The organism is Qipengyuania nanhaisediminis (assembly GCF_900115585.1).
Classification (GTDB): Bacteria; Pseudomonadota; Alphaproteobacteria; order Sphingomonadales; family Sphingomonadaceae; genus Qipengyuania; species Qipengyuania nanhaisediminis.
In genome coordinates this window covers 939,259-965,628 of sequence record NZ_FOWZ01000001.1, presented here as the reverse complement: position 1 = coordinate 965,628, position 26,370 = coordinate 939,259, and the positions used below count along the sequence as shown (strand labels likewise).

At 62.9% G+C, this 26,370-nt stretch carries 21 protein-coding genes and 2 riboswitches; of the genes, 8 read left to right on the top strand and 13 right to left on the bottom strand.

Translation table 11 applies throughout. From position 1 onward, the window contains the following. The first annotated feature begins 2 nt into the window (after nucleotides 1-2). The 3 genes from BM173_RS04900 to mmsB all read left to right on the top strand — a co-directional run bounded on the left by BM173_RS04900 (nucleotide 3) and on the right by mmsB (nucleotide 2,917). The gene (locus BM173_RS04900) at nucleotides 3-1,058 is read left to right on the top strand and encodes an enoyl-CoA hydratase/isomerase family protein (protein WP_090478532.1); all 1,056 of its coding nucleotides are present in this window, start codon (nucleotides 3-5) and stop codon (nucleotides 1,056-1,058) included. Next, nucleotides 1,055-1,837 (top strand): enoyl-CoA hydratase-related protein, encoded by a 783-nt coding sequence (locus tag BM173_RS04895; RefSeq protein ID WP_090477865.1) that lies wholly within the window; start codon nucleotides 1,055-1,057, stop codon nucleotides 1,835-1,837. Before BM173_RS04900 ends, BM173_RS04895 begins: the two co-directional genes overlap by 4 nt. A 213-nt stretch (nucleotides 1,838-2,050) precedes the next feature. Continuing rightward, on the top strand, nucleotides 2,051-2,917 hold the full coding sequence (mmsB, locus tag BM173_RS04890) for a 3-hydroxyisobutyrate dehydrogenase (protein WP_090477862.1): 867 nt from the start codon (nucleotides 2,051-2,053) through the stop codon (nucleotides 2,915-2,917). On the opposite strand, the gene BM173_RS04885 is transcribed toward mmsB, so the two are convergent. The 10 genes from BM173_RS04885 to BM173_RS14560 form a co-directional block, all read right to left on the bottom strand. Further along, nucleotides 2,904-3,638, bottom strand: coding sequence for an Nmad3 family putative nucleotide modification protein (locus BM173_RS04885; protein WP_090477859.1), 735 nt, complete (start codon nucleotides 3,636-3,638; stop codon nucleotides 2,904-2,906). The two genes, mmsB and BM173_RS04885, sit on opposite strands and share 14 nt — an antisense overlap. Nucleotides 3,639-3,654: 16 nt before the next feature. After that, nucleotides 3,655-5,262: an aminomethyl-transferring glycine dehydrogenase subunit GcvPB gene (gcvPB, locus tag BM173_RS04880; protein ID WP_090477857.1), complete on the bottom strand. Its 1,608-nt coding sequence runs from the start codon at nucleotides 5,260-5,262 to the stop codon at nucleotides 3,655-3,657. After that, nucleotides 5,259-6,626 (bottom strand): aminomethyl-transferring glycine dehydrogenase subunit GcvPA, encoded by a 1,368-nt coding sequence (gcvPA, locus tag BM173_RS04875; protein ID WP_090477854.1) that lies wholly within the window; start codon nucleotides 6,624-6,626, stop codon nucleotides 5,259-5,261. Before gcvPA ends, gcvPB begins: the two co-directional genes overlap by 4 nt. Nucleotides 6,627-6,660: 34 nt before the next feature. Beyond that, complete coding sequence (gene gcvH, locus BM173_RS04870) at nucleotides 6,661-7,032, bottom strand: glycine cleavage system protein GcvH (protein WP_090477853.1); 372 nt, start codon at nucleotides 7,030-7,032, stop codon at nucleotides 6,661-6,663. Between the two features lie 5 nt (nucleotides 7,033-7,037). After that, nucleotides 7,038-8,225, bottom strand: a complete 1,188-nt coding sequence (gene gcvT, locus BM173_RS04865; RefSeq protein ID WP_245755756.1) for a glycine cleavage system aminomethyltransferase GcvT — start codon at nucleotides 8,223-8,225, stop codon at nucleotides 7,038-7,040. Between the two features lie 54 nt (nucleotides 8,226-8,279). After that, a riboswitch (glycine riboswitch) is annotated at nucleotides 8,280-8,383 on the bottom strand. Continuing rightward, nucleotides 8,384-8,480: riboswitch (glycine riboswitch) on the bottom strand. Between the two features lie 56 nt (nucleotides 8,481-8,536). Beyond that, nucleotides 8,537-11,149: a methionine synthase gene (metH, locus tag BM173_RS04860; protein ID WP_090477851.1), complete on the bottom strand. Its 2,613-nt coding sequence runs from the start codon at nucleotides 11,147-11,149 to the stop codon at nucleotides 8,537-8,539. After that, complete coding sequence (locus BM173_RS04855; protein ID WP_090477848.1) at nucleotides 11,149-12,189, bottom strand: homocysteine S-methyltransferase family protein; 1,041 nt, start codon at nucleotides 12,187-12,189, stop codon at nucleotides 11,149-11,151. Before BM173_RS04855 ends, metH begins: the two co-directional genes overlap by 1 nt. A 2-nt stretch (nucleotides 12,190-12,191) precedes the next feature. Next, on the bottom strand, nucleotides 12,192-13,091 hold the full coding sequence (gene metF / locus BM173_RS04850) for a methylenetetrahydrofolate reductase [NAD(P)H] (RefSeq protein ID WP_177201815.1): 900 nt from the start codon (nucleotides 13,089-13,091) through the stop codon (nucleotides 12,192-12,194). 17 nt (nucleotides 13,092-13,108) lie between these two features. Further along, nucleotides 13,109-14,068, bottom strand: coding sequence for an ArsR/SmtB family transcription factor (locus BM173_RS04845; RefSeq protein WP_090477846.1), 960 nt, complete (start codon nucleotides 14,066-14,068; stop codon nucleotides 13,109-13,111). A gap of 23 nt (nucleotides 14,069-14,091) precedes the next feature. Continuing rightward, a complete protein-coding gene (locus BM173_RS14560; RefSeq protein ID WP_177201802.1) occupies nucleotides 14,092-14,259 on the bottom strand; it encodes a hypothetical protein in 168 nt (55 codons plus the stop codon). Between the two features lie 66 nt (nucleotides 14,260-14,325). Here BM173_RS14560 and BM173_RS04840 point away from each other — a divergent pair, with 66 nt between their 5' ends. Continuing rightward, entirely contained in the window at nucleotides 14,326-16,356 is a 2,031-nt protein-coding gene (locus BM173_RS04840; RefSeq protein WP_090477843.1) for a glycoside hydrolase family 3 C-terminal domain-containing protein, read from the top strand. Between the two features lie 42 nt (nucleotides 16,357-16,398). Here BM173_RS04840 and BM173_RS04835 read toward each other — a convergent pair whose 3' ends face one another. Together BM173_RS04835 and BM173_RS04830 are read right to left on the bottom strand one after the other, a co-directional pair. Continuing rightward, on the bottom strand, nucleotides 16,399-17,823 hold the full coding sequence (locus BM173_RS04835) for an aldehyde dehydrogenase family protein (protein WP_090477840.1): 1,425 nt from the start codon (nucleotides 17,821-17,823) through the stop codon (nucleotides 16,399-16,401). Between the two features lie 75 nt (nucleotides 17,824-17,898). Then, nucleotides 17,899-19,755, bottom strand: coding sequence for a beta-galactosidase (locus BM173_RS04830; RefSeq protein WP_090477837.1), 1,857 nt, complete (start codon nucleotides 19,753-19,755; stop codon nucleotides 17,899-17,901). 70 nt (nucleotides 19,756-19,825) lie between these two features. Between BM173_RS04830 and BM173_RS04825 the strand changes: the two genes are divergently transcribed. From BM173_RS04825 to galK, 4 genes are read left to right on the top strand one after another with little or no spacing between them, the layout of a single operon-like run. Continuing rightward, nucleotides 19,826-21,316: an SLC5 family protein gene (locus BM173_RS04825; RefSeq protein WP_245755754.1), complete on the top strand. Its 1,491-nt coding sequence runs from the start codon at nucleotides 19,826-19,828 to the stop codon at nucleotides 21,314-21,316. Beyond that, nucleotides 21,313-23,415: an alpha-galactosidase gene (locus tag BM173_RS04820; RefSeq protein ID WP_090477832.1), complete on the top strand. Its 2,103-nt coding sequence runs from the start codon at nucleotides 21,313-21,315 to the stop codon at nucleotides 23,413-23,415. Before BM173_RS04825 ends, BM173_RS04820 begins: the two co-directional genes overlap by 4 nt. Continuing rightward, a complete protein-coding gene (locus BM173_RS04815; protein ID WP_090477829.1) occupies nucleotides 23,412-24,419 on the top strand; it encodes a UDP-glucose--hexose-1-phosphate uridylyltransferase in 1,008 nt (335 codons plus the stop codon). Before BM173_RS04820 ends, BM173_RS04815 begins: the two co-directional genes overlap by 4 nt. Then, nucleotides 24,416-25,498: a galactokinase gene (gene galK / locus BM173_RS04810; RefSeq protein WP_090477826.1), complete on the top strand. Its 1,083-nt coding sequence runs from the start codon at nucleotides 24,416-24,418 to the stop codon at nucleotides 25,496-25,498. Before BM173_RS04815 ends, galK begins: the two co-directional genes overlap by 4 nt. Here the strand turns inward: galK and BM173_RS04805 are convergent. After that, nucleotides 25,495-26,361, bottom strand: coding sequence for an aldose 1-epimerase (locus tag BM173_RS04805; protein ID WP_090477823.1), 867 nt, complete (start codon nucleotides 26,359-26,361; stop codon nucleotides 25,495-25,497). The two genes, galK and BM173_RS04805, sit on opposite strands and share 4 nt — an antisense overlap. Between the last annotated feature and the right edge of the window lie 9 nt (nucleotides 26,362-26,370).

The following is a 26,370-nucleotide window of genomic DNA, read 5'->3' as shown; positions in this document are numbered from 1 at the left end:
ACATGACTGACGACATTCTTATCCATACCCATGGCCGCGTCGGCCATATCAGCCTCAACCGCCCGAAGGCGCTGCACGCGCTGACGCTCGACATGTGCCACGCGATGAGCGCGGCGCTTACCGAGTGGGCGAATGACGACGCCATCGAAGCGGTCATCCTCGATCATTCCGAGGGGCGCGGTTTCTGCGCGGGCGGCGATATCAACCTGCTGCGCCATTCCGCCCTCAATGACGAGGGTAAGAGCGGCCGCAAGTTCTTCCACGACGAGTACCAGCTCAACCACCAGATGATGACCTATGGAAAGCCCATCGTGGCCTTCATGGACGGCATCACCATGGGCGGCGGCGTGGGCATTGCCCTGCCCTGCACCTACCGCGTCGCGACCGAGAACACCCGCTTCGCCATGCCCGAAACCGGCATCGGCCTGTTTCCGGACGTGGGCGGCGGCTGGCACCTCTCGCGTCTTGGCGGGCGGCTGGGCGAATTCCTTGCGCTGACCGGCGCACGGCTCGACGGGGCGGAATGCCTCTGGGCCGGTATCGCCACCCATTACGTGCCGAGCGAGATGATCCCCGAGGTCAAGGCGCGCATCATCGACAAGCCCGACCGAATTCGCGGTATCCTCTCCGAACCGGTCGGCACCCCGCCCAAGGCACGGATCGAGGGCAATGCCGACAAGATCGCGAAGCACTTCGCCTCCGATCGCTATGAAGACATTCTCGCCAGCCTCGAAAAGGCGGCCGATGATGGTGACGAATGGGCGGCCAAGGAACGCGACACGCTGGGCACCAAGAGCCCGCAGACTTGCAAGGTCGCGCTGCGCCAGCTGGCGACCAGCCGCGAGCTCGACAGTTTCGCCGACAACATGGCGATGGAATACCGCATCGCCAGCCGCGTGCTGACCCGCCCCGACTTTGCCGAGGGCGTGCGCGCGGTCATCGTGGACAAGACCAATGACCCCAAATGGGATCCGGCAACGCCCGAGGGCGTGAGCGAGGAACTGCTCGAAAGCATCTTCGCCCCGCTTCCCGCAGACGAAGAATGGAAACCCCTATGAGTTACGAGACCATCACCGTCGAACAGCGTGATGCGGTCACGCTGATCACGCTCAACCGCCCCAAGGCGCTGAATGCGCTGAACAGTAAGGTGCTGGAAGAGTTAACCGATGCGTTTGCCGCCTACCAGGCCGACAGCAGCCAGCTGTGCGCCGTGCTCACCGGTTCGGGCGACAAGGCCTTTGCCGCAGGTGCCGACATCAAGGAAATGAGCGAGAAGGCGGCTGCCGACTTCTATCTCGAAGATTTCTTCTCGCCCTGGACCAGCGAGATCGTGAAGAAGACCCGCAAGCCGTGGATTGCCGCGGTGAACGGCTTTGCGCTTGGCGGCGGGTGCGAGCTGGCCATGATGGCCGACTTCATCATCGCCAGCGAGAACGCGAAGTTCGGCCAGCCCGAAATCAAGCTGGGCGTTGCCCCCGGCATGGGCGGATCGCAGCGCCTGACCAAGGCCATCGGCAAGTCGAAGGCGATGGAAATGTGCCTGACGGGCCGCATGATGGGCGCCGAGGAAGCCGAACGCAGCAATCTTGTCGCGCGCGTGGTGCCGCATGACGAATTGCTCGACGATGCGATGAACACCGCCGCGCAGATCGCTTCGATGCCGCCCATGGCTGCCATCGCGAACAAGGAAATGGTCAACGCCGCTTTTGAAACCAGCCTCGACCAGGGCCTGATCATCGAGCGCCGTATCTTCCAGATCCTCACCGCGAGCGAGGACAAGAAGGAAGGCATGGCCGCCTTCGTCGAAAAGCGCGAAGGCAAGTGGAAGGGGCGTTAAGCCAACGCCCTTTCCTACAAGACTGCGCTGGCGATAGGTGCGCTTTCAACGAAAGTTCGTCGCCCCAGAAAAGCGGGCGCACAGTGTAAACTTCGGATTCCGGTGAATAACTTTTAAAAATCAGATGCATGGAATCTAATCGCAAGGGCGACACACTGTCGCCTTTGTCACCCAATCGAAGCCCGGCGAAGACCGGGTAGACGGAGAGAGATCATGAAAATCGCCTTCATCGGCCTCGGCAATATGGGCGGCGGGATGGCCGCGAACCTCGTGAAGGCGGGGCATGAGGTGAACGCCTTCGACCTATCGGAAGAGGCGCTGGCGACGGCCAGGGACAATGGCTGCGCGACCTTCACCGACGCAACCGAAGCCGTGCAGGGTGTCGACGGTGTCGTGACCATGCTCCCCAATGGCGGGATCGTGAAATCGGTCTACGAAGGCAGCGTGATCGGAAAGGCACCCGAAGGCGCAGTCCTGCTCGATTGCTCGACTATCGACGTCGCCACCGCCAAGGAGGTGATCGCCAAGGCCGAAGCTGCCGGATACGACATGGTCGACGCCCCTGTTTCGGGCGGGATCGCGGCGGCCAACGGCGGCACGCTCACCTTCATGGTCGGCGGGACCGACAAGGCATTCGGGCGCGCCGAAGAGGTGCTTCAGGCGATGGGCAAGGCCGTGATCCACGCAGGCGATGCAGGCGCGGGACAGACGGCCAAGATCTGCAACAACATGCTGCTCGCCATCTCGATGATCGGCACCGCCGAAGCGATGAAGATGGCCGAAAAGCTCGGTCTCGACCCGCAGAAGTTCTACGAGATCAGCTCGCAGTCCTCCGGCTATTGCTGGTCGCTCAACGCATATACGCCGATGCCCGGCGTGGGCGTCGAAAGCCCGGCGGACAATGATTACAAGGGCGGCTTCGCCACGGCGCTGATGCTGAAGGACCTGCGCCTGGCGATGGATGCGGCGAAGGATGTGGATGCGACCACCGTGCTCGGCGCGAAAGCGGCGGAGATCTACGAGGAACTCGCCAAGGAACACGGCGGCCTCGATTTCTCCTCGGTGATCAAGACGCTCTGAGGTCTTCCAGCACCTCCGCGAGCCATTCGCGCGGGGCTTTGCGGCGACCGATGTCGGCGACGAATTGCTGGCCACGCGCGACGCTTTTCAGCCTGCGTCCGCGAAGCCAGCGGTCCGCGCGGTCGTGATAGGTCAGCCCGCCGCGCTTTAGCCAGGAGGGCCGGTTCCACAGCGATGGCGGCCCTTCCTCGACCGTGAGCCGCAATGCGGGTGAGGCGCGGTTGGCTGTGCCACCCGGGCCGACATAGAGGCAGTCGTTGCTGCCGTGCATGGCGAGCACGTGCGGATGGTGATGAGCGCGGAATTCATCGCGCTCCTCTTCGCTGCAGCTGGCGAGGTGAACCATGCGCTCCACCTCCATCCAGCCGAAGATGCGGTGATGGGGCTCGCCGCTCGCCTCTTCGCGGAACAGGCCGAAAAACAGGAAGATATCGCCCACGCCGACACCCTGATTGGCGAGATGCGTCTGCGCCGCGCCGACCTGTCCGAAGATGCAGTTGCCGTCGCCCGTGAACATCGGATCGTGGTGGCACAGGTCCGCCTCGCCGAGCTTGCCCCGGCTGGCTGCCTGCGCGTGTTCGCCCAGCCCGAGCGCGCCATAGCTCGTGTTCGAAGCCACGCCGGCGGGAATCGGCAGGCTCACGGGCACACCGTCCACAATCGGCGAGGCACCGCCGCCTGCCGCGCTGTCGAAGCCCTTGCGGCTGAAGACGATCTTCATGACCGCCGCTCGGCGATCAACGCCCGCCCTGCTCGCTCATCGTCGGCTGGCCTGAAGGCGCCACCGGCTCCTCATACGCCAGCACGGGCTTGCGTGCGGCGAGCGTTTCATCGAGGCGGCGGCGCGGCGCGTAGTGCGGCGCGGTCTTGAGCGTCGCATCCCCGGCCTTCGCCCGTTCCGCCACGCTGCGCAGCGCGGCGATGAACTGGTCGAGCGCAGCCTTGCTCTCGGTCTCGGTCGGCTCGATCAGCATCGCGCCATGCACCACCAGCGGGAAGTACATGGTCATCGGGTGATAGCCTTCGTCGATCAGCCCCTTGGCGAGATCGAGCGTCGAGATGTCCTCGGCAAAACCGGCGTCGGAGAACAGCGCCTCGTGCATGCACGGCCCACTCGGCCCGAAGGGCGCATCGAGCACGTCGTCGAGACTGCGCAGCACGTAATTGGCATTCAGCACGGCGTCCTCGGCCACCTGCTTCAGCCCGTCCGCACCGTGGCTGAGCATATAGGTCAGCGCACGGCTGAACATGCCCATCTGGCCATGGAACGCGGTCATGCGGCCGAAGGATTGCGTGTGTCCGTACTGGTCCGCGTTTTCTTCTTCCACGAGGTGCACCTCGCCATCCTTGCCGCGAACCACGTAGGGAAGCGGGCCATACGGCGCGAGCGCTTCCGACAGCACGACCGGGCCGGAACCGGGTCCACCGCCGCCATGCGGGGTCGAGAATGTCTTGTGCAGGTTGATATGCATCGCATCGACGCCAAGGTCGCCAGGGCGGACCTTGCCGACAATGGCGTTGAAGTTCGCGCCGTCGCAATAGACGAAGCCACCCGCTGCGTGCACCGCGTCCGAGATCGCCTTCATGTCGCGCTCGAACAGGCCGCAGGTATTGGGATTGGTGATCATCACCGCGGCCACATCCGGACCAAGGCGCGCCTTGAGCGCTTCGAGATCAACGCGGCCTTCGGGCGTGGCGGGAATATCCTCGACCTCGTAGCCGGCAAAGGCAGCGGTCGCCGGGTTCGTGCCGTGCGCGCTTTCGGGGACCAGCACGACCTTGCGGGCATCGCCGCGTGCTTCGAGGGCGGCGCGGATGCAGAGGATCCCGCACAATTCACCATGCGCGCCCGCCTTCGGGCTCATCGCAACGCCGTGCATGCCGGTGAGTGCGATAAGCCAGTGAGCCAGCTCGTTGATGACTTCCAGCGCACCGCGCACGGTCTGGACCGGCTGCAGCGGATGGACATCGGCGAAGCCGGGCATCCGCGCGACCTTCTCGTTGAGGCGCGGGTTATGCTTCATCGTGCAACTGCCCAGCGGAAAGAAGCCGAGATCGATGCCGTAATTCTGGCGCGACAGTCGCGTGTAGTGGCGCACCGCCTCAGGCTCGGACAGGCCCGGCAGGCCGATCGCCTCTGCGCGGTCCATGCCTCCGAGACGCGTTGTCGCGCCCGAAGGTTCAGGCAGGTCCACGCCGGTCGTCTCGACATGACCGATCTCGAACAGCAGCGGCTCCTCAAGCATCAGCGCGCGGTTGCCGGTGACGGTGTCGGGTCCGCTCATCGCGTTGTGATCTTCTACCGGGGTGCCGGGCTTCCAGCCGGACTGGTTCGGCGCGCTCATGACAGCACCTCCTCGAGTGCGGAGGCAAGGGTCTCGATGTCCTCCTCGGTGGTGGTTTCGGTGACCGCGACCAGCAGGCCATCGGCAAGCTCGGCATTGTTCGGGAATAGCCGGCCGAGCGATACGCCGGCGAGGATATCCCGCTCTGCCAGAGTGCGCACGACTGCGCGCGCATCGGTGCCGAGCCGGATCGTGAATTCGTTGAAGAAACTGTCGTTGAGGACGCTCACGCCCGGCACCTTTGCGAGCCGGTCGGCGGCGTGACAGGCGAGGCAGTGGTTCTCCATCGCCAAGCGGCGCAGGCCCTTCTCGCCCAGCAGCGTCATGTGCACGCTGAATGCCAGAGCACAGAGACCTGAATTGGTGCAGATATTCGACGTCGCTTTCTCACGGCGGATATGCTGTTCGCGCGTCGACAGCGTCAGGACGAAACCGCGCTTGCCTTCCGCGTCGACGGTCTCACCGCACAGGCGACCCGGCATCTGGCGCACGTGCTTCGGGCTGGTGACGGCGAAGAGGCCGAGATACGGGCCGCCGAACTGGAGGCCGACGCCGAGCGACTGCCCTTCACCCACCACGATGTCCGCGCCCATTTCGCCGGGCGACCTGATTGCGCCCAGAGCCACCGGCTCCGTGTTGACGACGATCAGCAGCGCGCCCTTCTCGTGCGCCGCATCGGCGATCGGCTGCAGGTCGGTCACGCGGCCGAGGATGTCGGGGTACTGGACGACCACGCAGCTGGTGTCGTCGTCGATCCGTGCGATCAGCCCGTCATTGTCGGGCTGTGCCTGCAAGGCGGGACTCGCATGAGCGATCTCGTCTTCGGTGAACTTCGCCATGGTCTTCACGACCTCGGCGTAATGGGGATGCAAGGCGCCCGAGAGCACGACCTTGCGCTTCTTGCCGCGCGCGATCCGGCTGGCCATGGCAACCGCTTCCCAGCAGGCAGTCGAGCCGTCGTACATCGAGGCATTGGCCACATGACAGCCATAGAGCCGCGCGACCTGCGTCTGGAACTCGAACAGCATCTGCAGCGTGCCCTGCGCGATTTCCGGCTGGTAGGGCGTGTAGGCGGTAAGGAATTCGCCGCGCTGGATGATATGATCGACGCTGGCCGGGACGTGGTGCTTGTACGCCCCTGCCCCGAGGAAAAACGCTGCATCGGAAGCCGCAAGGTTCTTCTTCGACAGCCGCCGCATGTGCTTTTCGACCGCCATTTCGCTGGCGTGCATGGGCAGGCCCTCGATCGGGCCGGTCAGCCGCGCCTCTTCGGGCACGTCGGAAAACAGCGCGTCCACATCGGGCGCACCGATCGTCTCAAGCATCGCCGAACGATCGGCTTCGGTAAGCGGCAGATAACGCATTGAATAACCCCTGGCGCCCGGTCGGGCGTTTAGATCAAAGCTCGTCGCAGAAGCTCTTGTAGGCCTTGTCGTCCATCAGCCCTTCGAGCTGGGACTTGTCGGAAACGGTCATGCGGAAGAACCACCCGTCTTCCTCGGGCGAGGTGTTGACCAGCGCCGGATCGTCTTCGAGCGCGGAATTGGCTTCCGTCACTTCACCGCTGATGGGCGCGTAGACGTCGCTCGCGGCCTTGACGCTTTCGACCACGGCAGCGTCCTTGCCCTTTTCCAGCATGGTGCCGCTTTCGGGCAGTTCGACGAACACGATGTCGCCAAGCTGACCCTGCGCGTAATCGGTGATGCCGACCGTGGCGGTGTCTCCTTCCAGGTCGATCCATTCGTGTTCTTCGGTGAAATAACGGGCCATCTGTCTCACTTCCCTCTGTGATAGCGGTGGGGGACGAAGGGCATGGTCGTGACCTTCGCGGGCAGTCTCTTGTTACGAACCTCGACCTCGACCTCGGTTCCCGGTTCGATGTGGCTTTTTTCAAGGTATCCCATCGCAATCGGGTGTCCGAGCGAAGGCGAAAAGCCGCCGCTGGTGATGCGGCCGATTTCGGTATCGCCGTCGAAAACCTTGGCCCCTTCGCGGGCGGGCAGGCGCCCTTCGAAGGTCAGGCCGACGCGCTTGCGTGCGGCGCCGGAGTTGAAAACGTCCATCACTTTTTCATAGCCCATCCAGCCGCCTTCCTCGCGGCGACGCTTGGTCAGCGCAAAGCCGAGATCGGCCGAGACGGGATCGGTTTCGGTCGTGATGTCATGGCCATAGAGCGGCAGGCCGGCTTCGAGGCGCAGGCTGTCGCGCGCGCCCAGGCCGCAGGGGCGAACCTCGATTTCGGCACACAAGCGATCGCACAGGCTCTCGGCGAATTCGGCGGGAACCGAGATTTCGAAGCCGTCTTCGCCGGTATAGCCCGCGCGTGTGATGCGCAGCGGCCATTCGCCGAAGTCGTGGACCACGCTTTCCATGAAGATCATGTCTTCGATCGTGTTGCGCATGACGCGGTTGAGCGCGGTGGCAGCGTTGGGACCTTGCAGGGCGACCAGCGCGTGCTCGTCCATGTGGGTCAGCGTGATTTCGTCGGGCAGGTGCTCGCGAAGGTGGGCGATATCGTCCCACTTCATCGCGCCGTTGACGACCAGGTAGTAGGCCGGATCGCCCCAATGCCCTTCGGTGCCAGCTTCTTCGTCGGCCTCGATCCACGGCGTGGCATTGGTGACCATGAGGTCATCTAGAATGCCGCCGTCCTCGTCGATAAGCAACGAATAGCGCACCTTGCCGGGCTTCAGCGTGGTGATCGCGCCGGGCAGCAGTTTTTCGAGCTCCGCCGCGACGTTGTCGCCGGTCAGCATCAGCTGGCCCATATGGCTGACATCGAACAGGCCCGCCTGGCTGCGCGTCCATTCATGCTCGGCAACGATCCCGCCGCCCGATTCCGCCGAGTACTGGATCGGCATTTCATAGCCCGCGAACGGCACCATGCGGGCGCCCTTGCGGCGATGCCAGGCATCCAGCGGCAGCTGTTCGATTTCCTGCGGTGTGTCGGTATTATCGCTCAAGACGCATCCCTTGGTGGCAAGCATGGAAGCGCCGCGAACGGCGCTGAAACAACCCATGCCCCCTCTGTCGGGAAACCTGAGAGACTGGCGCGCAAATGAGCACGCGTACCCCTTCGGTGGTCTGCCGCGGCTGCGACAAACGCTTTCCAGAGTGTCGATGGCAGCGCACGGTCCCTTGGCCTGAGAGTTTCCGGGGCGGTTGCTCCTTCGGCGCCGGGCGGGTGTCCCCCGCACAGGCTCTCCCATGCGCGCCTGCCGCAGAATCGCTCCTGCAGCCGACGGTTCAGCCCTGCGCGATCACGGCGCTGCGGTCAATCCAGATTGGGCCTCAACCAGCGCTCCGCCGTCGCAATATCCACACCGCGGCGCGCGGCGTAATCTTCCAGCTGGTCGCGGCCGATCCGGGCGACGCCGAAATACTGGCTTTCGGGATGGCCGAAGTAGAACCCGCTGACCGCCGCCGTGGGATACATGGCAAAGCTCTCGGTCAGCGTCAGCCCGACATGCCTTTCCGCATCGAGCAGGTCGAAGAGGATGGGCTTGAGGCTGTGGTCGGGGCACGCAGGATAACCCGGTGCTGGGCGAATACCGCGGTATTCTTCCTTGATCAGCGCCGTATTGGTCAGCTGCTCCTGCGGCGCATAGCCCCACAGGTCGGTTCGCGTGAACTGGTGCAGACGCTCGGCAAAGGCTTCCGCGAAACGGTCGGCCAGTGCCTTGAGGAGGATGTCGGAATAATCGTCCTTGTCTTCGAGGAAGCGCTTGGAATGCGGCTCGATCCCGTGGATGCCGACGGCGAAGCCGCCGATCCAGTCCCCTGCCGGGTCGATAAAGTCGGCAAGGCACATGTTCGCCCGGTCGCGCGACTTCTTCACCTGCTGGCGCAGGAATGGCAGGACCACGTGCTCTTCGCGATCGACGCGGTGGATGGTGACATCGTCCCCGTCGCGCGCGCAGGGCCAGAATCCGGCCACGCCCTTCGCGGTCAGCCACTTTTCCTCGACGATGCGGTCAAGCATGGCGTTGGCGTCGTCGAACAGCTGCTGCGCGGTCTCGCCGACCACCTCGTCTGTCAGGATTGCCGGATAGGTGCCGTGCAATTCCCAGGCGCGGAAGAAGGGCGTCCAGTCGATGTATTCGCGCAGGTCCGCCAAGTCCCAATCGTCGAAGGCGTGGATTCCCGGCCTGAGCGGCGGGGCCGCCTTGTCGGACAGGAAAGCGTCGTAGAAATTCGCGCGTGCTTCCTCGATCGGTAGCAGGACACTCTGACCCTTCCCTGCCCGCGCGTCGCGCACCTTCCCGTACTCGGCTGCGGTGGTCTCGACGAACTCGTCCCGCTGGGTGTCGGACAGCAGGCGGCTGGCAACGCCCACCGCACGGCTCGCATCGAGCACATGGATCACCGGCCCGTCGTAAGCCGGATCGATGCGCAAAGCCGTGTGGACCTTGCTGGTGGTCGCCCCGCCGATCAGCAGCGGCATGGTCATACCCTCGCGCTGCATTTCTTCCGCCACGGTGACCATCTCGTCCAGTGACGGGGTGATGAGGCCGGAGAGCCCGATCATGTCGGCCTTCTCGTCCCGGGCGGTCTGAAGGATCGTGGACCACGGCACCATGACGCCGAGATCGATGACCTCGTAGCCGTTACATTGCAGCACCACGCCGACGATATTCTTGCCGATATCGTGGACGTCGCCCTTCACGGTGGCCATCACGATCTTGCCTTTGGACTGGTCGGCAAGGCCGGACGCTTCCTTTTCGGCTTCGATAAAGGGAATGAGGTGGGCGACCGCCTTCTTCATGACGCGTGCGGATTTCACCACTTGGGGCAGGAACATCTTTCCGCTGCCGAACAGGTCTCCGACCACATTCATGCCGTCCATCAGCGGGCCTTCGATCACCTCGATCGGGCGGTCGAACTGCAGGCGCGCCTCTTCTGTATCGCTGACGACATGCGCATCGATACCCTTCACTAGCGCGTGTTCGAGCCGGCGCGCCACGTCCCAACCCCGCCATTCCTCTGCGGCTTTCTCGTCGGCCGCAGACTTGCCCTTGTAGCTTTCGGCAAGGTCGATCAGCCGCTCTGTCGCGTTTTCGCTGCGCATTAGGATGACGTCCTCGCACGCTTCGCGCAGTTCGGGGTCGATCTGGTCATAGACGTCGAGCTGGCCCGCATTGACAATTGCCATGTCGAGCCCGGCGGGGATCGCGTGATAGAGGAAGACCGAGTGCATCGCGCGGCGCACGGTTTCGTTGCCGCGGAAGCTGAATGACAGGTTCGATAGCCCGCCACTGGTCTTGACATGCGGACAACGCTGCTTGATCTCGCGCACCGCCTCGATGAAATCGAGCCCGTAGCGGTTATGCTCCTCGATCCCGGTCGCCACGGCAAAGATGTTCGGATCGAAGATGATGTCTTCGGCGGGAAAACCGATCCCAGTCAGCAGGTCGTATGCCCGCGCACAGATTTCGACCTTGCGCTCTTTCGTGTCGGCCTGGCCGGTCTCGTCGAAGGCCATCACGACCACGGCCGCGCCGTAATCCATGCAAATGCGTGCGTGTTCGAGGAAAGCCTCTTCGCCTTCCTTCATGCTGATCGAATTGACGATCGGCTTGCCCGAAACGCATTTGAGTCCCGCCTCGATCACTTCGAATTTCGAACTGTCGATCATTACCGGGACGCGAGCGATATCCGGCTCGGCGGCGATCAGCTTGAGGAAGGTCGTCATCGCCTTTTCGGCGTCCAGCAGGCCTTCGTCCATGTTGACGTCGATTATCTGCGCGCCGTTCTCGACCTGCTGGCGCGCGACTTCGACGGCGGTGTCGTAATCGTCCGCCATGATCAGTTTCTTGAACCGGGCCGAGCCGGTCACATTGGTTCGTTCGCCGATATTGACGAAACGGGCAGTGGTAAGGTCACTCATCAGGCGGCAATCGTGAAAGGTTCAAGTCCTGCGAGGCGCATTTCAGCCTCGCTGTCCGGGACACTGCGCGGCGTCAGCCCTTCAACGGCGCGGGCCATCGCGGCGATATGATCAGGCGTCGATCCGCAGCATCCGCCCAGCGCATTGATACGGCCGTTTTCCGCCCACACGCGGGTCAGCGCGGCCGTCGTCTCAGGCACCTCGTCATATTCACCGAGATCGTTCGGCAGGCCCGCATTGGGATAGGCCATGAGGTAGGTGTCGGCGATGTCTGACAGGATCTGGACGTGGGGCCGCAATTGCTCCGCGCCGAAGCTGCAATTGAGGCCGATTGTCAAAGGCTTGGCGTGACGCACCGTGTGCCAGAATGCCTCCACCGTGTGGCCGGACAGGTTGCGCCCGGAAAGGTCGGTCAGGGTGAGCGAGATCATCACCGGGATGTCCTGCCTGAGCTCGCGCTCCAACTGCTTCACGGCCATGATCGCGGCCTTGCAATTGAGCGTATCGAAAACCGTCTCCACCAGGATGAAATCGGCCCCGCCCTCGATCAGCGCTGCGCATTGTTCGCGGTAGACGTCGACGATCTCGTCGAAGCTCACTTCACGGTAACCGGGGTCTTCGACATCCGGCGAAAGGGATAGGGTCTTGTTGGTCGGCCCCACCGCCCCTGCGACAAAACGCTGGACCCCATCCTCGCGTGCGTCGATTGCCTCACGGATGATGCGAGCGGCTGAAACGTTGATCTCGCGCACAAGCCCCTCGGCGCCATAATCCGCCTGGCTGATCCGGTTGGCGTTGAAGGTGTTGGTTGCGAGGATATGTGCGCCCGCGTCGATATAACTGTCGCAAATTTTGCGGATCACCTGCGGCTGGGTGAGGTTGACCAGGTCGTTATTGCCTTTCTGGTCCTGCGTCAGGTCTGTGCCCGCCGCATAGTCCTCGGGGGCGAGATTGGCGCGCTGGATCTCGGTGCCATAGGGCCCGTCCTTGATCAGGATGCGCTGCGCTGCAGCGGCGATGAATTCGTCTCTCTTGGACATTGTCAGGCCTTAGGTCGCAGGCCGAGCATATGGCAAATCGCATAGCTCAGCTCGGCGCGGTTGAGAGTGTAGAAATGGAACTGGCGAACGCCGCCGGCATACAGGCGGCGACACATTTCGGCGGCGATGGTGGCCGAAACCAGCTGGCGGGCATCGGGCTTCTCATCGAGCCCTGCAAACAGCCCTTCCATCCATTCGGGGATGCCGGTGCCGCACAGGCCGCTCATGCGCTGGACGGCGCCGAAGCTCAGGACCGGCATGATCCCGGGCACGATCTCGCCCTCGATCCCGGCAGCGACGGCCTTGTCTCGGAAATCGAAGAAACATTCCGGCTCGAAGAAGAACTGGGTGATCGCGCGGGTCGCGCCGGCATCGAACTTGCGCTTCAGATTGTCGAGATCGGCCTGCCGATCGGGAGAATCCGGGTGCACTTCGGGGTAGGCTGCGACCGAGATTTCAAAATCGGCAATCCGCTTCAGGCCGGCAATCAATTCGACCGCATTGGCATAACCACCGGGGTGCGGCGTGTAGGCGGTTCCGCCTTCCGGCGGATCCCCGCGTAGCGCGACGATATGCCGCACACCTTCGTCCCAGTATTCGCGGGCCACGGCGTCGACTTCCTCGCGCGTCGCGTTGACGCACGTCAGGTGGGCCGCAGCGGGCATCGAGGTTTCGTTCACGATCCGGCGGACTGCCGCATGGGTTCGTTCCCGGGTGGAACCGCCCGCCCCGTATGTCACGGAAACAAAGCGCGGCGACAGGGGCGCCAGGGTTTCGACGCTTTCCCAGAGCGTCTGCGCCATCTTGTCGCTCTTGGGCGGGAAGAATTCGAAACTGACGTCGATATCGCCCGGAAGGCCCGAAAACAGCGGGGTTTCCAGGGCTCTCTGCGCTTCACGCATCTGGTCGAGTGTCGGACTCACATTACTTTCCTTGCTTGGGCCGCATCGCGGCGCGCGACCCATATTTTAACTGCCAGCTCGCCATCCTCGAGCGATATCGGGTCGGCCGGATCGTATCCTGCCTCGAACAGCAATCCCGCCATGTGCTCGTCGGCAAAACCCAGGCGTGCGTGGGCATGGCGCTCGCGCAGGTCTTCACGGTGGTGTGCAGCGAAGTCCACGATGGCGATCCGGCCGCCTTCCCGCGTAACTCGTGCCGCTTCCGCCAGAACCGGGCGTGGGTCGGTTGCGAAATGCAGCACCTGGTGAAACAGGACCGTATCGAAACTGTCTTGCGGGAACGGGAGAGAAGCGAAGTCCCCCTGCATCAGCTCCACACGATCGGTAGGCAGGTGCTGGAGCTTGGCACGGGCCACGCGCAACATGGCAAGGCTCTTGTCCAGCGCGACGATGTGGTCCGCTTTTTCGGCGAACAGCTCCGCCATCCGGCCTGTTCCCGTGCCGATATCGAGCAGGCGTCCAAGCCCTCCTTCGCCCAGGGCGGATCGCAGGGCGCTTTCCACTTCGTCGTCCGAGGAATGGAGGCGGCGCAGTTCGTCCCAATCGTGGGCATGATCTGCGAAATACTGCTCGGCCTGATGCTCTCTTGCAGAACGGATTTCGGAAAGTTTGCGTCGATCGCCCTCGCACAGGGCCCCGAGTTCCTCGTCCACCTCTTCCGCCTGGCAGAGAAGGTCCAGGACATCGCCGCACATCGGAGTATCGCTGCGTGCGCGAAGGAATATCCAGCTACCTTCCCGGCGCCGTTCGGCCAGTCCGGCATCGCACAGGATGCCGATGTGGCGCGACACCCGTGGCTGGCTCTGTCCGAGTACTTGTGCGATTTCGCCCACCGCGAGTTCCATCGACCCCAGGAGGCGCAGGATACGCATCCGGGTCGGATCGGAAAGGGCACGGAAGATCGCTTCGGTCCGCATTTCCCGAACATATAAAGATATTTTTATATCTGTAAATCGTCTCGCCGGAAATTGATGAAGCGAGTGTTTCGCGCGGTCGAACCGCGTCGGGTGATAACCGTTAATTTACCACTGATTGGCACAGTCCACCCCTGAATTTCCAGCGCCTCGCCGATGCCGGCGATCGCATTTTCGGGAGGATCGATGTCCAAGCGTTTTCAGCCCTGGCTACGGCCGGTGCACCAGCTCCACGCGGGCTGGATGGAAGGCGCTGGCTCGTGATTCACGCGTTTCCGGATCCTGATGGCGAGCGGGTTGTCGCCGACCTTCTCGCCTACATGACGATTGAAGAGAAAGCCGGTCAGCTCGCCGTCGTGTCTGCTCCAGACCCTCAGGACCGTGCAGAGGTCGAACGGTTCACGCAGGCCCTGCGCAGTGGCCGCGTGACGGCGGTTGAGGGGATTTCCTCGAAGATCCAGGCGGAAGCTTTCCAGCAGATCGCGATAGAGGAATCCCGGCTTGGCATCCCCCTCCTCTTCCCGATGGAGACCGGCACGGGGATCGAAACGATCTTCCCGACCCCGCTGACGGCAGCTGCAAGCTGGGACATGGAAGCGATCGCTGCTGCCGAAGCCGTCATCGCGGAGGAAGCCCAAGCCCTGGGCTGCAACTGGGCCTTGTCACCCGATGCCGGATATCTGCCGCTTTCGAGCCAGCCCGATACGTCCCGCGATGACCAGGTCGATCTCGTCGCCGCTATCGCCGCCGCGCGCGTCCGGGGATTGCAGGCCAACGGGGAGGCCGGACGCGAAGGCGTGCTCGCTTGCCTGGACCTCGCCTCGATAGTCGGGCGGGCTGCTTCCGGGGTCGCCGAGGAGAAGAATATCGCGGAAGCCATGCGCGTCGCTGCGAGCGTTGTGAGGCAGGGCTATCTCGGGTCGATTTCCGTCGGCGGAGGTAACGTCCAAAGGCGTCGTGCCGCCCGAAAGGCGTTTTCCTTCTTGCAAGAGGCTGGCGCATTCGACGGCATTATTCTTTCCGAATGGAAATCCCTGGCTGCCGCCGCGCGTGACAGCGAACCGATCGAAAGCGGCGATTCCATGCCGGTCGATGCACTCGTTGCGGCGATCGAGAAGGGAAAGCTACCGCTCGCACGTCTCGACGACGCTGTATCGAGGGTTTTGCGCGCGAAATATGCGCTGGGACTATTTACCCTACCGCTGGGGAAAGAGGCCATACGCAGCAGGGGCAGCTTGCCGACGCCGATCCAGAATCGGGAAACGGCGCTCAATCTCGCGACGCGTTCGATCGTCCTGCTGCGCAACGAGCCGGCCTTGCTGCCGCTGGGCTTCGATTCCGGTGATCTCCTCGTAATCGGTGCTGCCGCGACAGACCGCAGCGCTCCCCTTGCCGGGCGCAAGGGACTTGCCGCCAGCCTGATCGACGGGCTCGAACAGCTTGGTATCCCGCACAAATTCGCGCCGGGTCTCGCCCTTCGTCACGATGCGGGGAACATCGGCCGGATGATCGAAGCGGACAGCATGGCGATCGGTATGGCTTGCGAAGCAGCAAAGCGGGCACGCACGGTCATCGTCGTGCTCGGCGGCCGGGAAGGCAATGCTCTCGCCGAAGCCGAACGACAGCTTCTTTCCTCACTGCGTACGGTAACGGATCGCATCGTCCTTGTGACCCTCGGCGCAGCGGCACTCGATCCCATCATAGGAAACGAACCGCTTGCCTGCGTCCTCCACGCCGGACAACTCGGCACGATGAGCGGCCATGCAATCGCGGAGGTGCTCACCGGAGAAGCGTCCCCGTCCGGCAAGCTTCCTGTCGCCATCAAAGAGGGCAACGGAAACCGCGGCCTGCCCTTCGGGCATGGCTTGCACTATGCAGATTTCGCGTTGACCGATTTCACCCTCGATCTGGCCGCCGACCGATTGGTGGCAAGCGTCCAGGTTCGGAACTTGGCGGATGTCGGCGGGATCGAGACAGTCCAGCTTTACCTGCGCCGCTATCGCGGAAACCACCTACCCAGCCGCCTGAACCTGCGCGGGTTCGAGCGGGTCAAGCTGGCCCCTGGCGAGCGCAGGACGGTCACGTTCGAAATTGGTCGAGACCAGATCGGCCAACATCGTGAGGACGGGCGTTATTCCACCGAGGGCGGTCGCTACGACGTGCGCATCGGCCTATCGTCCAAGCGCGTGCTCGGCGGTGAAATCGAACTGCCGGACGCCATCGCCAAAGCTATGAACAACCCTTTCGCCGGATCGGGATACGCGCCCCAGATCGGTCAGCGGAGAGCGTGAGCCGAGATGCCGCCGGTCGCGACACCTCGGCTCGATACCTGATCAAACCGCAGCGTCGCGCTTTACCGTGATGACCTGCGGGTTGGTGAATTCCTTCAAACCATCGAGACCGTATTCGGCACCGATGCCCGATTGCTTGTGTCCGCCGAATGGCGTGAAGGGCGACAGCTGCATGAATTCATTGACCCAGACAGTGCCGGTTTCGAGCTGCTCCGCAATCTCGACGCCCTTTTCCGTGTCCTTCGTCCAGACCGCGCCAGCGAGACCGTATTCGGAATTGTTCGCGCGCTCGATCGCTTCTTCGACGGTCGAGAACTTCATCAGCGGCATGACCGGCCCGAACTGCTCTTCCGCTACGATGCGCGCATCTTCCGGCGGATTGTCGAGGATGGTGATCGGCACGTAATATCCGGTGCCCGAGGGATCGGTATCTCCGCCAGTCAGGAACTGGTAGCCATTGTCCTTGGCGTCCTGGATCAGCTCGCAAACGCGCTCGAACTGCTTCTTGTTCTGGATCGGCCCGACCCCGGTGCCCTGCTGCGAACCGTCGCCGACGACGACGCCCTTGGCATATTCGGCAATCGCCTTGCTGAGATCGTCATAGATGTCTTCATGGATGTAGATGCGCTTGGCCGCGATGCAGACCTGGCCGGCGTTGGAGAAGCTCGACCAGAACAGCTGTTCGGCCACCTTCTCGACATCGGCATCGGGCAGGACGATGGAGGCGTCGTTGCCGCCAAGTTCCAGCGTGATGCGCTTCAAGTCGCGTGATGCGCCTTCCATGATCTTCTTGCCGGTGGCGGTGGAGCCGGTGAAGGTGATCTTGTCGATGCCCGGATGCTCGGTAATCATCGGTCCCAGTTCGTCGGGGCCGGTGATGATATTGACCGTACCGGCGGGCACGACGTCCTTGAGCAGTTCCGCAATGCGCAGCGTCGTAAGCGGGGTGAACGGCGACGGCTTGAGCACGATCGTGCACCCTGCCACCAAGGCAGGCACGATCTTCTGGATCGCCATCATGATCGGGAAGTTCCACGGCACGATACCGCCGACCACGCCAACCGGCACACGCCGCGTGCGCGACAGGCGCGTGTCGTCGTCCTGGTTGATCACATCATCGAGGGTCAGGGTCGACTGCGCTGCGGCAAGTCCTGCCGCGCCGTAGATTTCCTGCTGCGCCTGCGCATGGGGCTTGCCCTGCTCGCTGGTGAGGAGGCGGTACAGTTCTTCTGCATTGTCCTTGATCGCGGCCGCGATGCCCTGGACCACCTTCTGACGTTCTTCCGCGCTCGTTTTCTTCCATGTCTTGAAGGCCCGGCGGGCTGCATCGACGGCCCGGTCGAGTTCGTCCTTCGTGCACGACGGCACGACCCCGATGACCTGTTCGTTGGCGGGATTGACGACTTCGATGGTGTCGGAGGTGGTGACCATCTCTCCGTCGATCAGATTGGCATAGGCTTTGGTCATCGTCTCTCTCCTCAAACGCAAGAATCGGTTGCTTATCGAGACCCTATAGGTCGAACGCCCGCCCGACAATCCGACTCAATCGAAGGATATCTGCGCGGTCAGATAGTCGAAGGTGAATCGGGTGCTCCCGCAAGTGCGGTGCCTTATCCCCGTCGGTAAAGCTTCGTGGGGCAAACCCGCATCCCTTGCTGCCCTTTCGACCAATCGTTCGAACATGCTCCCTTGCGGCCATGTGCAGCATAGCCGGAGGTTGCCATGGCGATAGCTGCAAACCTCGCCCGATCCCGCCACGAATTCCGGTTCCGCCTCGCCTTCATAGTGGTCGAGCCACCCCTTCGCAGTCCATCCGTCTCCGGCGATCTGCAACCTGTCCGACAGGCTTTCGCTCCTGACGATCTTACCGCCGATCAGATCAGCGAATTCCTGATCGACCAAGCCACTCGGAATTGCGAAATCCGTATCGCGGGTGCCTGTCCTCGGGCCGACGACGATCTCGCCATCGAATCTCTTCAAGGCGTCGGCGAGCCCCCTTGTCATCACCGGCAGGCAGGGGACCACGACCAGCGAATACCCGTCCAGTTCGGTTTCGGGAGGGAGGATATCGACGTTGACGCCCAACCGCCGGAGCGAGGAGTAGGCGGAGAATGCAGCCCACAGGGCAGAGCGCCCTTCCCCCTGCGGCTGGATCTGGGTGATCCATTCACTGTCGTACGAGAAAATGAGCGCGGCATGCTTGGGTGCTTCGCCGACCGCGCCGAGGTCTGCGATATCTCGTCCAGCCGACGCTGCCTCGGCATAAGCGGGTGCAGGCTCCCCGTCCGGCCTCAGCAGGCCTGCGTGCATCTGTTCCTGCGCCTTTGGAAACTGCCGCCAGCGAAAATAGCTGACCATTTCCGCCCCATGGGCGAAGGCTTCCAAGGTCCAGAGCCGGACCATGCCGGGCAGAGGTGCGGGATTGTAGCGCGCCCAATTCACCGGCCCCGGCTGCTGTTCGAGCACGTTCCAGCGCCCGTCCTTCGCGCACCCGCGATAAAGGTCGTGGTGGAATGCCGCGATGTCGGGATGACCCTGACGTGCGAAGTCACGCTCTTCCTCCTCGGTGAAGCGGAACATCTCGAGGAAGCCGAGCGGGTAGCTGTCCCAGCCCAGAACATCGAGGTCCTGCGCAAGGTCGTGATGGTCGTAACCGGTGTAGAAACCCATCGCGTTGTGCATGATGTCGCGGCCGGGCGATACTTCGCGCAGGATCTCGACCTGCGCCCTGTTGAACCGGATAACCTGGTCCGAAGAAAACCGGCGGAAAGCCAGCCAGTGCGCCGGATTGGCTTCCGTCACTGTCCGATTGGGTAGCTCGATTTCGTCGAAGGAACGGTATTCCATCGACCAGAACACATTCCCCCACGCCTCATTGAGCGCCGCGACAGAGCCATAACGTTCGGCAAGCCAGCGGCGGAAGGCATCGCGTGCGGCAGGCGAGAAGCTCTGCACCGTGTCATGGCAGCCGTACTCGTTATCGGTCTGCCAGCCGACCACGCCCGGATGTTGTCCGTATCGCTGCGCCACGACGCGCGTGATCCGGCGCGCTTCTTCGCCATAACCTTCGTGGCTGAAACAATAGTGCCGCCTCGAGCCGAACCCGCGCGGCTGTCCCTCGCGGTCTACCGCCAGCATGTCCGGCATGCTGTCGACGAGCCACTTCGGCGGCGTTGCGGTCGGCGTCCCCATGATGATTCCCAGCCCCGCCGAGTGCAGCGTCTCGACCGCGCGGTCGAGCCAGTCCCAATCGTATTGTCCGGGCTCGGGCTCGATGCGGCTCCACGCGAATTCGCCGATCCGGACGCGGGCGAGCCCGATCTCGCGCATCTGGCGCGCATCCTCGGCCCAGCGTTCCTCGGGCCAGTGTTCGGGATAATAGCAAACGCCGAGGTGCATCACTGTCTCTCCATGTGCTTGCGTCTATCGCCGAATATGCGATGGATGCCAGCCTATTCGGGAGGGAATGGTGTTCGGCGATACAGCGGATTTCGCGAATGCGGGGCAGCTCGCGGTTTTTGTCGGGCTGACGGCTCTCGTCGCGCTGCTGACCTGGTGGAAGGTCAGAAGCGCAAAGCACGACGGATCTCAAAAGGACGTCTTCCTCGCCGGCAAGGGCCTGAGCTGGGTCTTCGTGGCCGGCGCGATTACGCTCACCAACCTGTCGACCGACCAGCTGGTCGGGATGAACGGCAACCAGATGTTGCTGCTGGCATGGTGGGAGATCGCGGGCTTCGTCGGCCTGATGACACTCGCCTTCGTCTTCGTGCCACTTTACTATCGGTATAACTGCACCACGGTCACGGAATTGCTCGAAAGGCGGTATGACGGACGCTCGATCCGCACGCTGATTTCGGCGATCTTCATATTCGGTAACTTGCTGATCTATCTACCCGCGGCGCTTTATTCGGGAGGATTGTTCCTGCAATCGCTGTTCGGGGCGGATGTGCCATTGCTGGCCTTCTCTCTCGGCCTGGCACTGATTGGCGCGGCCTATACGATTTTCGGCGGGTTGAGGGCTGTGGCCGTGATGGACACATTCTCCGGCATCGGAATCCTGTTCCTCGCCTTGGTCATCGTATTCCTCGCGCTGGCGGCGGTCGATTTCGACATCGTTACCGGCGTGCCGCCGGAAAGGTTGAGCATGATCGGCAGCGCCGACAGCCCGATCCCGTTCCACACGCTCTTCACCGGCATGGCATTCATCCAGATCTTCTACTGGTCGACCAACCAGAACATCACGCAAAAGGCGATGGCCGCGCCCACCGTTAAGGAAGCGCAGAAGGGCGTCTTCGCAGCTGCAGCCGTGCGTATCCTCGTGGTCCCGCCGATCGTAGTGATCCCGGGCGTCGTCGCTTTCAAGCTGTTCGGTGACGTGGGCGATGCCGCTTACGGCCGCCTTGTCGCCGAGGTTCTGCCGAGCTGGCTCTCCGGCGCTTTCGCGGCCATGGTCGCTGCCGCGGTGATCACGACTTTCAGCGCGGTGCTCAATTCCACCGTCGCGCTCTACTCGGTCGATTTCCACGAGCGTTTCGTCGGCGAAGTGAAGAACCACTGGAAGCTGGGCGCGGCAATGAGCGTGGTGGCGACCATCCTCGCCATCATCATGGTGCCGCTGTTCCAGAACGCCGAGAGCATCATCAACCTGCTCCAGCAGCTCAACGGCTTGTCCTCCATGCCGATCCTGTCGGCCTTCATCGTCGGGCTGCTGTTCCGCAACGTTGCAGCCCGCTCGGCTATCGCAGGCGTGGTCTGGGGCATTTCGCTGTATGGCCTGTTCACGTTCAATGCCGGTTTCTCCGAGGCGGTCGGCATCCACTACATCGACTTCATGGTGGTCACCCTGTTCACGTCGGTTCTGGCCGCGCTCGGTTTCAACAGGTTCGTTCTGGGACGGCGCGCGGAATGGCTTGGCCTTTCCCTGTTCCGCGGCAAGGGCGAAGTTTCCGCGCAGGCATGAGCGAGGCAGACCTTCTGGAACTCCACGGGGACGAGTGGAGCCTCGTCATCGAACGCCTGCCCGAGGGTGGATTTGCCTGGCGTCACCTCGGGGAAAGGCTGGAGCCGGGTAATCTGCCGGCAGCAAGAGATCTGCTTGGTGCAACGACCTTCTCGATCGACGAGCCGCAACCGGTACCCGTGTTCCCGCTCCACGGTTCCGGCTGGTTCGGCCCCTCGATCCTCTCATTGCTCGCGAAAGACACGCGTGCGCTCGATCTGGAATTCACCAGTTTCGAGGCCACGTCATCCGGCGATCGCATCGAACTCCGCTTTAGCGACGACCGGGAAAAGCTGTCCTGCTCGCTTCGGTTCTCGAAATTGGCATCCGGCCTAACGGTCGAAACCGCAATCCGCAACGAGGGGCGCGAAGAGGTCGTCGTCTCCAGCCTCGCCAGTGCCTTGCTTCCCGTCTTCGCGAATGCCGACCGGATCATTTCCTGGCGCGGCCGTCATGCCGCCGAGTTTGAGGAATGTGTCGAGAATATGCCGACGCATGGCTGGCATCGCACAACCCGCGAGGGGCTGACGGGACACGGCGGGCCACCCGCTTGCCAGATCTTGGCCGGTGAATGCGGGTGGCACTCGGGGTTAGCGCTCTCTGCTCAGCTTGCGTGGTCAGGCGACAGCCGCCTGGCAATCGAAAAGCATGACGAGGGAATGTGGTTGCTGACCGCCGAAGCAAGCATTCCCAACGGGGAGGTCCGGCTGGAGCCTGGAGAAAGCTACCATTCCCCGATGATGCTGGTCGCCATTTCCGGAGCGGGGCGCAATGGCGTCGCAGCGCAGCAACATTCGATGGTTCGCGCGATGGCCGAATATCCGGCAGGTGAGATGCGACCGCGTCCGGTCCATCTCAACAGCTGGGAAGCGTGCTATTTCGCGCATGACGAGGCGCGCATGAAAGCGCTCGCGAGCGCTGCTGCCGCAATCGGGGTCGAGCGGTTCGTTCTGGACGATGGCTGGTTCAAGGGCCGCGACAACGACCGGGCCGGCCTAGGCGACTGGAAACCGGATCCAAGAAAATACCCGGCGGGATTGGCACCGATAGTCGAGCACGTCCGGAGCCTGGGCATGGAGTTCGGCCTCTGGGTAGAGCCGGAAATGGTCAATCCGGACAGCGATCTCTACCGGGCTCACCCGGACTGGGCACTCGCCAACCGCGACACTCCCGGACCGACCGCACGCTCTCAGCTGGTCCTCGACATGCGGCAATCCGCCGTTCGCGACTATCTCTTCGAAGAACTCGACAGCCTGCTTTGCTCGGCGCCGATCTCTTACCTGAAGTGGGACCACAACCGTGCGCACGCCCCTTCGGGCGGATCGGCACAGGTTCGCGGCACCTACGCGCTGCTTGCACGCATTCGCGAGGCGCATCCAGATGTCGAAATCGAGAGCTGCGCGGCCGGCGGGGGACGGATCGATGCGGGCATTGCCCGCTATGTCCACCGCTTCTGGACGAGCGACAATATCGACGCGATCGCCCGCATCCCGATGCAGCGCGGTTTCCTGGCGTTCTTCCCGCCGGAAATGATGGGCGCCCATGTCGGGGCTTCGCCAAGCCACGCGACCGGCCGATCACAATCGCTCGGCTTTCGGGCGGCAGTTGCCTGCCAGGGTCACTTCGGCATCGAACTCGATCCGACTGAACTCGATCCGTCTGAACGCGATGACCTGGATCAATGGGTAAAGTTCTACAAACGCTGGCGCGGTCTTGCGCATGGCGGGGAAACCCTGCTTGGCGAGGGGCCCAATGGGCTGACGTGGCAGGCGCAAGGTAACGGACGTGAATACATTGTCTGGATCATGCGCACAGAAGTATCCCACCAACGGCGCGATGCGCAGCTCCCGCTTCCCTTCGCGGCAGGGCAGGACTGGCACGTGCGTCTGCTGGACCTGGTCGGAGGCGACCACGTCCTCGCGGCGCGCAGCGGCAAGGCAATTGACGCAATGAGAGAAACACCGCTCACCTTCGGCGGGTACTGGCTGGCGCATGCGGGTCTTCCGCTTCCCGCCTTGAACGCAGAAGGTGCGGCCATATTCCACCTCGAGGCAGCATGAGCGAAACCGCGCCCCATCGCCGCAAGAACTTGCTGACCGGGGAATACGTGCTCGTTTCCCCCCAACGCATGGCAAGACCCTGGCAGGGAGAGCGAAAGAAAGCGCAGGACGAAAAGCGGACCAGGCATGATCCGACCTGCTATCTGTGTCCGGGCAACGAAAGAAGCGGCGGGATCACCAACCCCGACTACGAAGGCACCTTCGTCTTTCAAAACGACTTTCCCGCTCTTCTGGAGGAAAGCGAAAAGCGCGCGGATGCCGACCTTTTCATCGAAGAACCGGCGCGCGGCGAAGCCCGGGTCATCTGCTATTCCCCCGACCATTCGGCGACCCTCGCCCGCATGTCCGCCACTAACAGGCGGTCGGTCGTCGACACATGGTGTTCGCTCTCGGCCGAGGTCGGGTCCCGATGGGCCTATGTCCAGATCTTCGAGAACAAGGGCGCGATGATGGGCGCGTCATCGCCCCACCCCCATGGACAGCTCTGGGCCAGCGATTTCGTGCCGACGGAAGTCCGGCGCGAAGATGACCGGCAACGCGAATATTTCGAGAGATCCGGGACGAGCCTGCTGGCCGAAGTGGCGAAAAGAGAGGCCGAAGCGCAGCAACGCATCGTTACCCAGAATGAACGCTGGCTCGTGATCGTGCCGCATTGGGCCGCCTGGCCATTCGAGACCCTGCTTATTGTGCGGGCCGATGACCGCCGGCTTGAGGATCTAGACGAAGAGGGTCGTGAGGCGCTTGTCGACATTCTCGGCGAATTGCTTCCCGCCTACGACCGGCTGTTCGATACCGATTTTCCCTATTCGATGGGGTGGCATGGAGCCCCGCATCAACTGGGGGACGATACCGGGCACTGGCGTCTCCATGCTCATTTCTACCCGCCGCTCTTGCGGTCGCCGGACATTCGCAAGCACATGGTAGGCTTCGAACTGTTGGGCGAAGCCCAGCGCGACCTTACCCCCGAAGCGGCGGCAGAGCGGATCAGGGCGGAACTTCGATGAGCGCAAAGCTGATCAAGCATACGGCAGATGACTTCGCAGCGGCGTTTGGCCGTTCCGCACAAGGCGTAGCCTTCGTGCCGGGGCGCGTGAATCTCATCGGAGAACACGTAGATTACAACTATGGCCTGGTCCTGCCGATGCCCGTCCGCGAAGGGACCGCGGTGGCATGGTCGCCTGCCGACCATGGCGAGATTGCCGTTCGCGCTGCCAATCTGGATGCGAGCGACCGGTTTGCTGCCTTTGAGCCCTCCCGCCTGACAGAAACCGATTGGCGATCTTATGCGCGGGGGATGGTCGCTCATCTCGATCTCCCGCCTGGCACGGGCCTGGACCTATTGGTCCGCGGCGACCTGCCCCGTGGGTCGGGTCTTTCGTCGTCCGCGTCATTTTGTGTCGCGCTTGGGCGTGCGGTTAGCGCTGCTTTGGGTCTCGACCTTGACGCGCGCGCGCTTGCGAAAGCTGCCCAAAGTACCGAACACGACTGGGCAGGCGTTGCCTGCGGCATCATGGACCAGATGGCAGTAGCGGCAGGGGAAGCGGGCAAAGCGCTGCTCCTCGACTGCCGCACCCTCGACTACGAGCAGTTTGAGCTGCCGTCAGATTGGGCCGTCGCGATTGTCGACAGCGGAGTAACGCGCGGGCTTGTCGACGGGGAATACAACCTGCGGCGCCAACAGTGCGAAGCCGCTGCGCGCAAGATCGGAGTTGCGAGCCTCCGCGATGCAGACAGGGTCATGTTGGAGAGCGCGGGATTGAATGAGCTGGAGTTCAAGCGAGCTCTCCATGTCGTGGAAGAGATCGACCGCGTCGAAAAAGCTACGCAAGCCATCATGGCAGCGGACCTCTCGGCGATGGCGTCGATCCTGCGAGAGGGGCACGCCTCCCTGCGTGATCTGTTCGAAGTGAGCATTCCGGCAGTCGACCAACTCGCCGAACGCATCGACAATGTGCTTCAGGGGCGTGGCGCAGCCAGGATGACCGGCGCGGGCTTTGGTGGCTCGGTGGTCGTCATCGCGGAACGCGCGGCGCTGCCGGACTTGGAACGAGATCTTGATCGTCCGGTCAGGCCGGTATTCTAAGAGATTCCGCGCACCGCGATCGACATCGAGACCGTCCATTCCTCTCCGGGGGCAAGCGTGCGCATCCCGCCCTCGTCCGGCATCCGGTTGATTGCATCGGTCGCGTGGCTCACCGGCTCTACACAGAAATAGTCTTCACCCTGCGGCACGTAGATGACGGTGCAATCGAGGTCGTCGCCGGGCGAAATGCGCGCGATCAGTTGCCGCTCGGGCCAAATGATATCCAGGTGTCCTTCACGGCCCGCATACACGGTATCGACGATCCGTGTGTCGACCGGCTGCCCGCCCCACCAGTCTCGCGATTGGCTATGGCGCTTCAATCCGAGAGGAAGGCAGGCTTCGTCGACCTGCCATTCGCCATGATGAAGCCCGCGGTAGACGGTTTGCGAAGTGCGCGGGAAATAGGGGTGGAAGCCCAGGCCTGCCGGCATGGGAGCGTCCGCCAGGTTTCTGAGCGACAAGGAAGCGTGCAGGCCGGATGCATCGAGGGCATATCCTGCACGCGCTCTGAACTGCCACGGCCAAGGGCCTTCCCGATATTCCAGACCTATGATCGCATGCCGGTCGGATTTCTCGACCACATCCCAATGCGAGGTCCAGCCAAAGCCATGCAAGACCGGCTCTTGCGGAGCTGTCGGATGGTTCGGGCTAAGTTGTACTGTCCGCCCCCCGAACTCGAAGCGCGAACCCGCTATGCGGTTACTGAAGGGCACGAGCGGGAAGCACGAGCTATCGAGGACCCCGTCGCCCACGGCGGACCGCATGATATCGTAACCACGCCACCGAAATGCCGAGAAACTGCCTCCGATTTCGGGATTGATGGCGAGCGCGTAATCGTCCGCTTCGATAACTATCGAGGACATGGCGTAGGA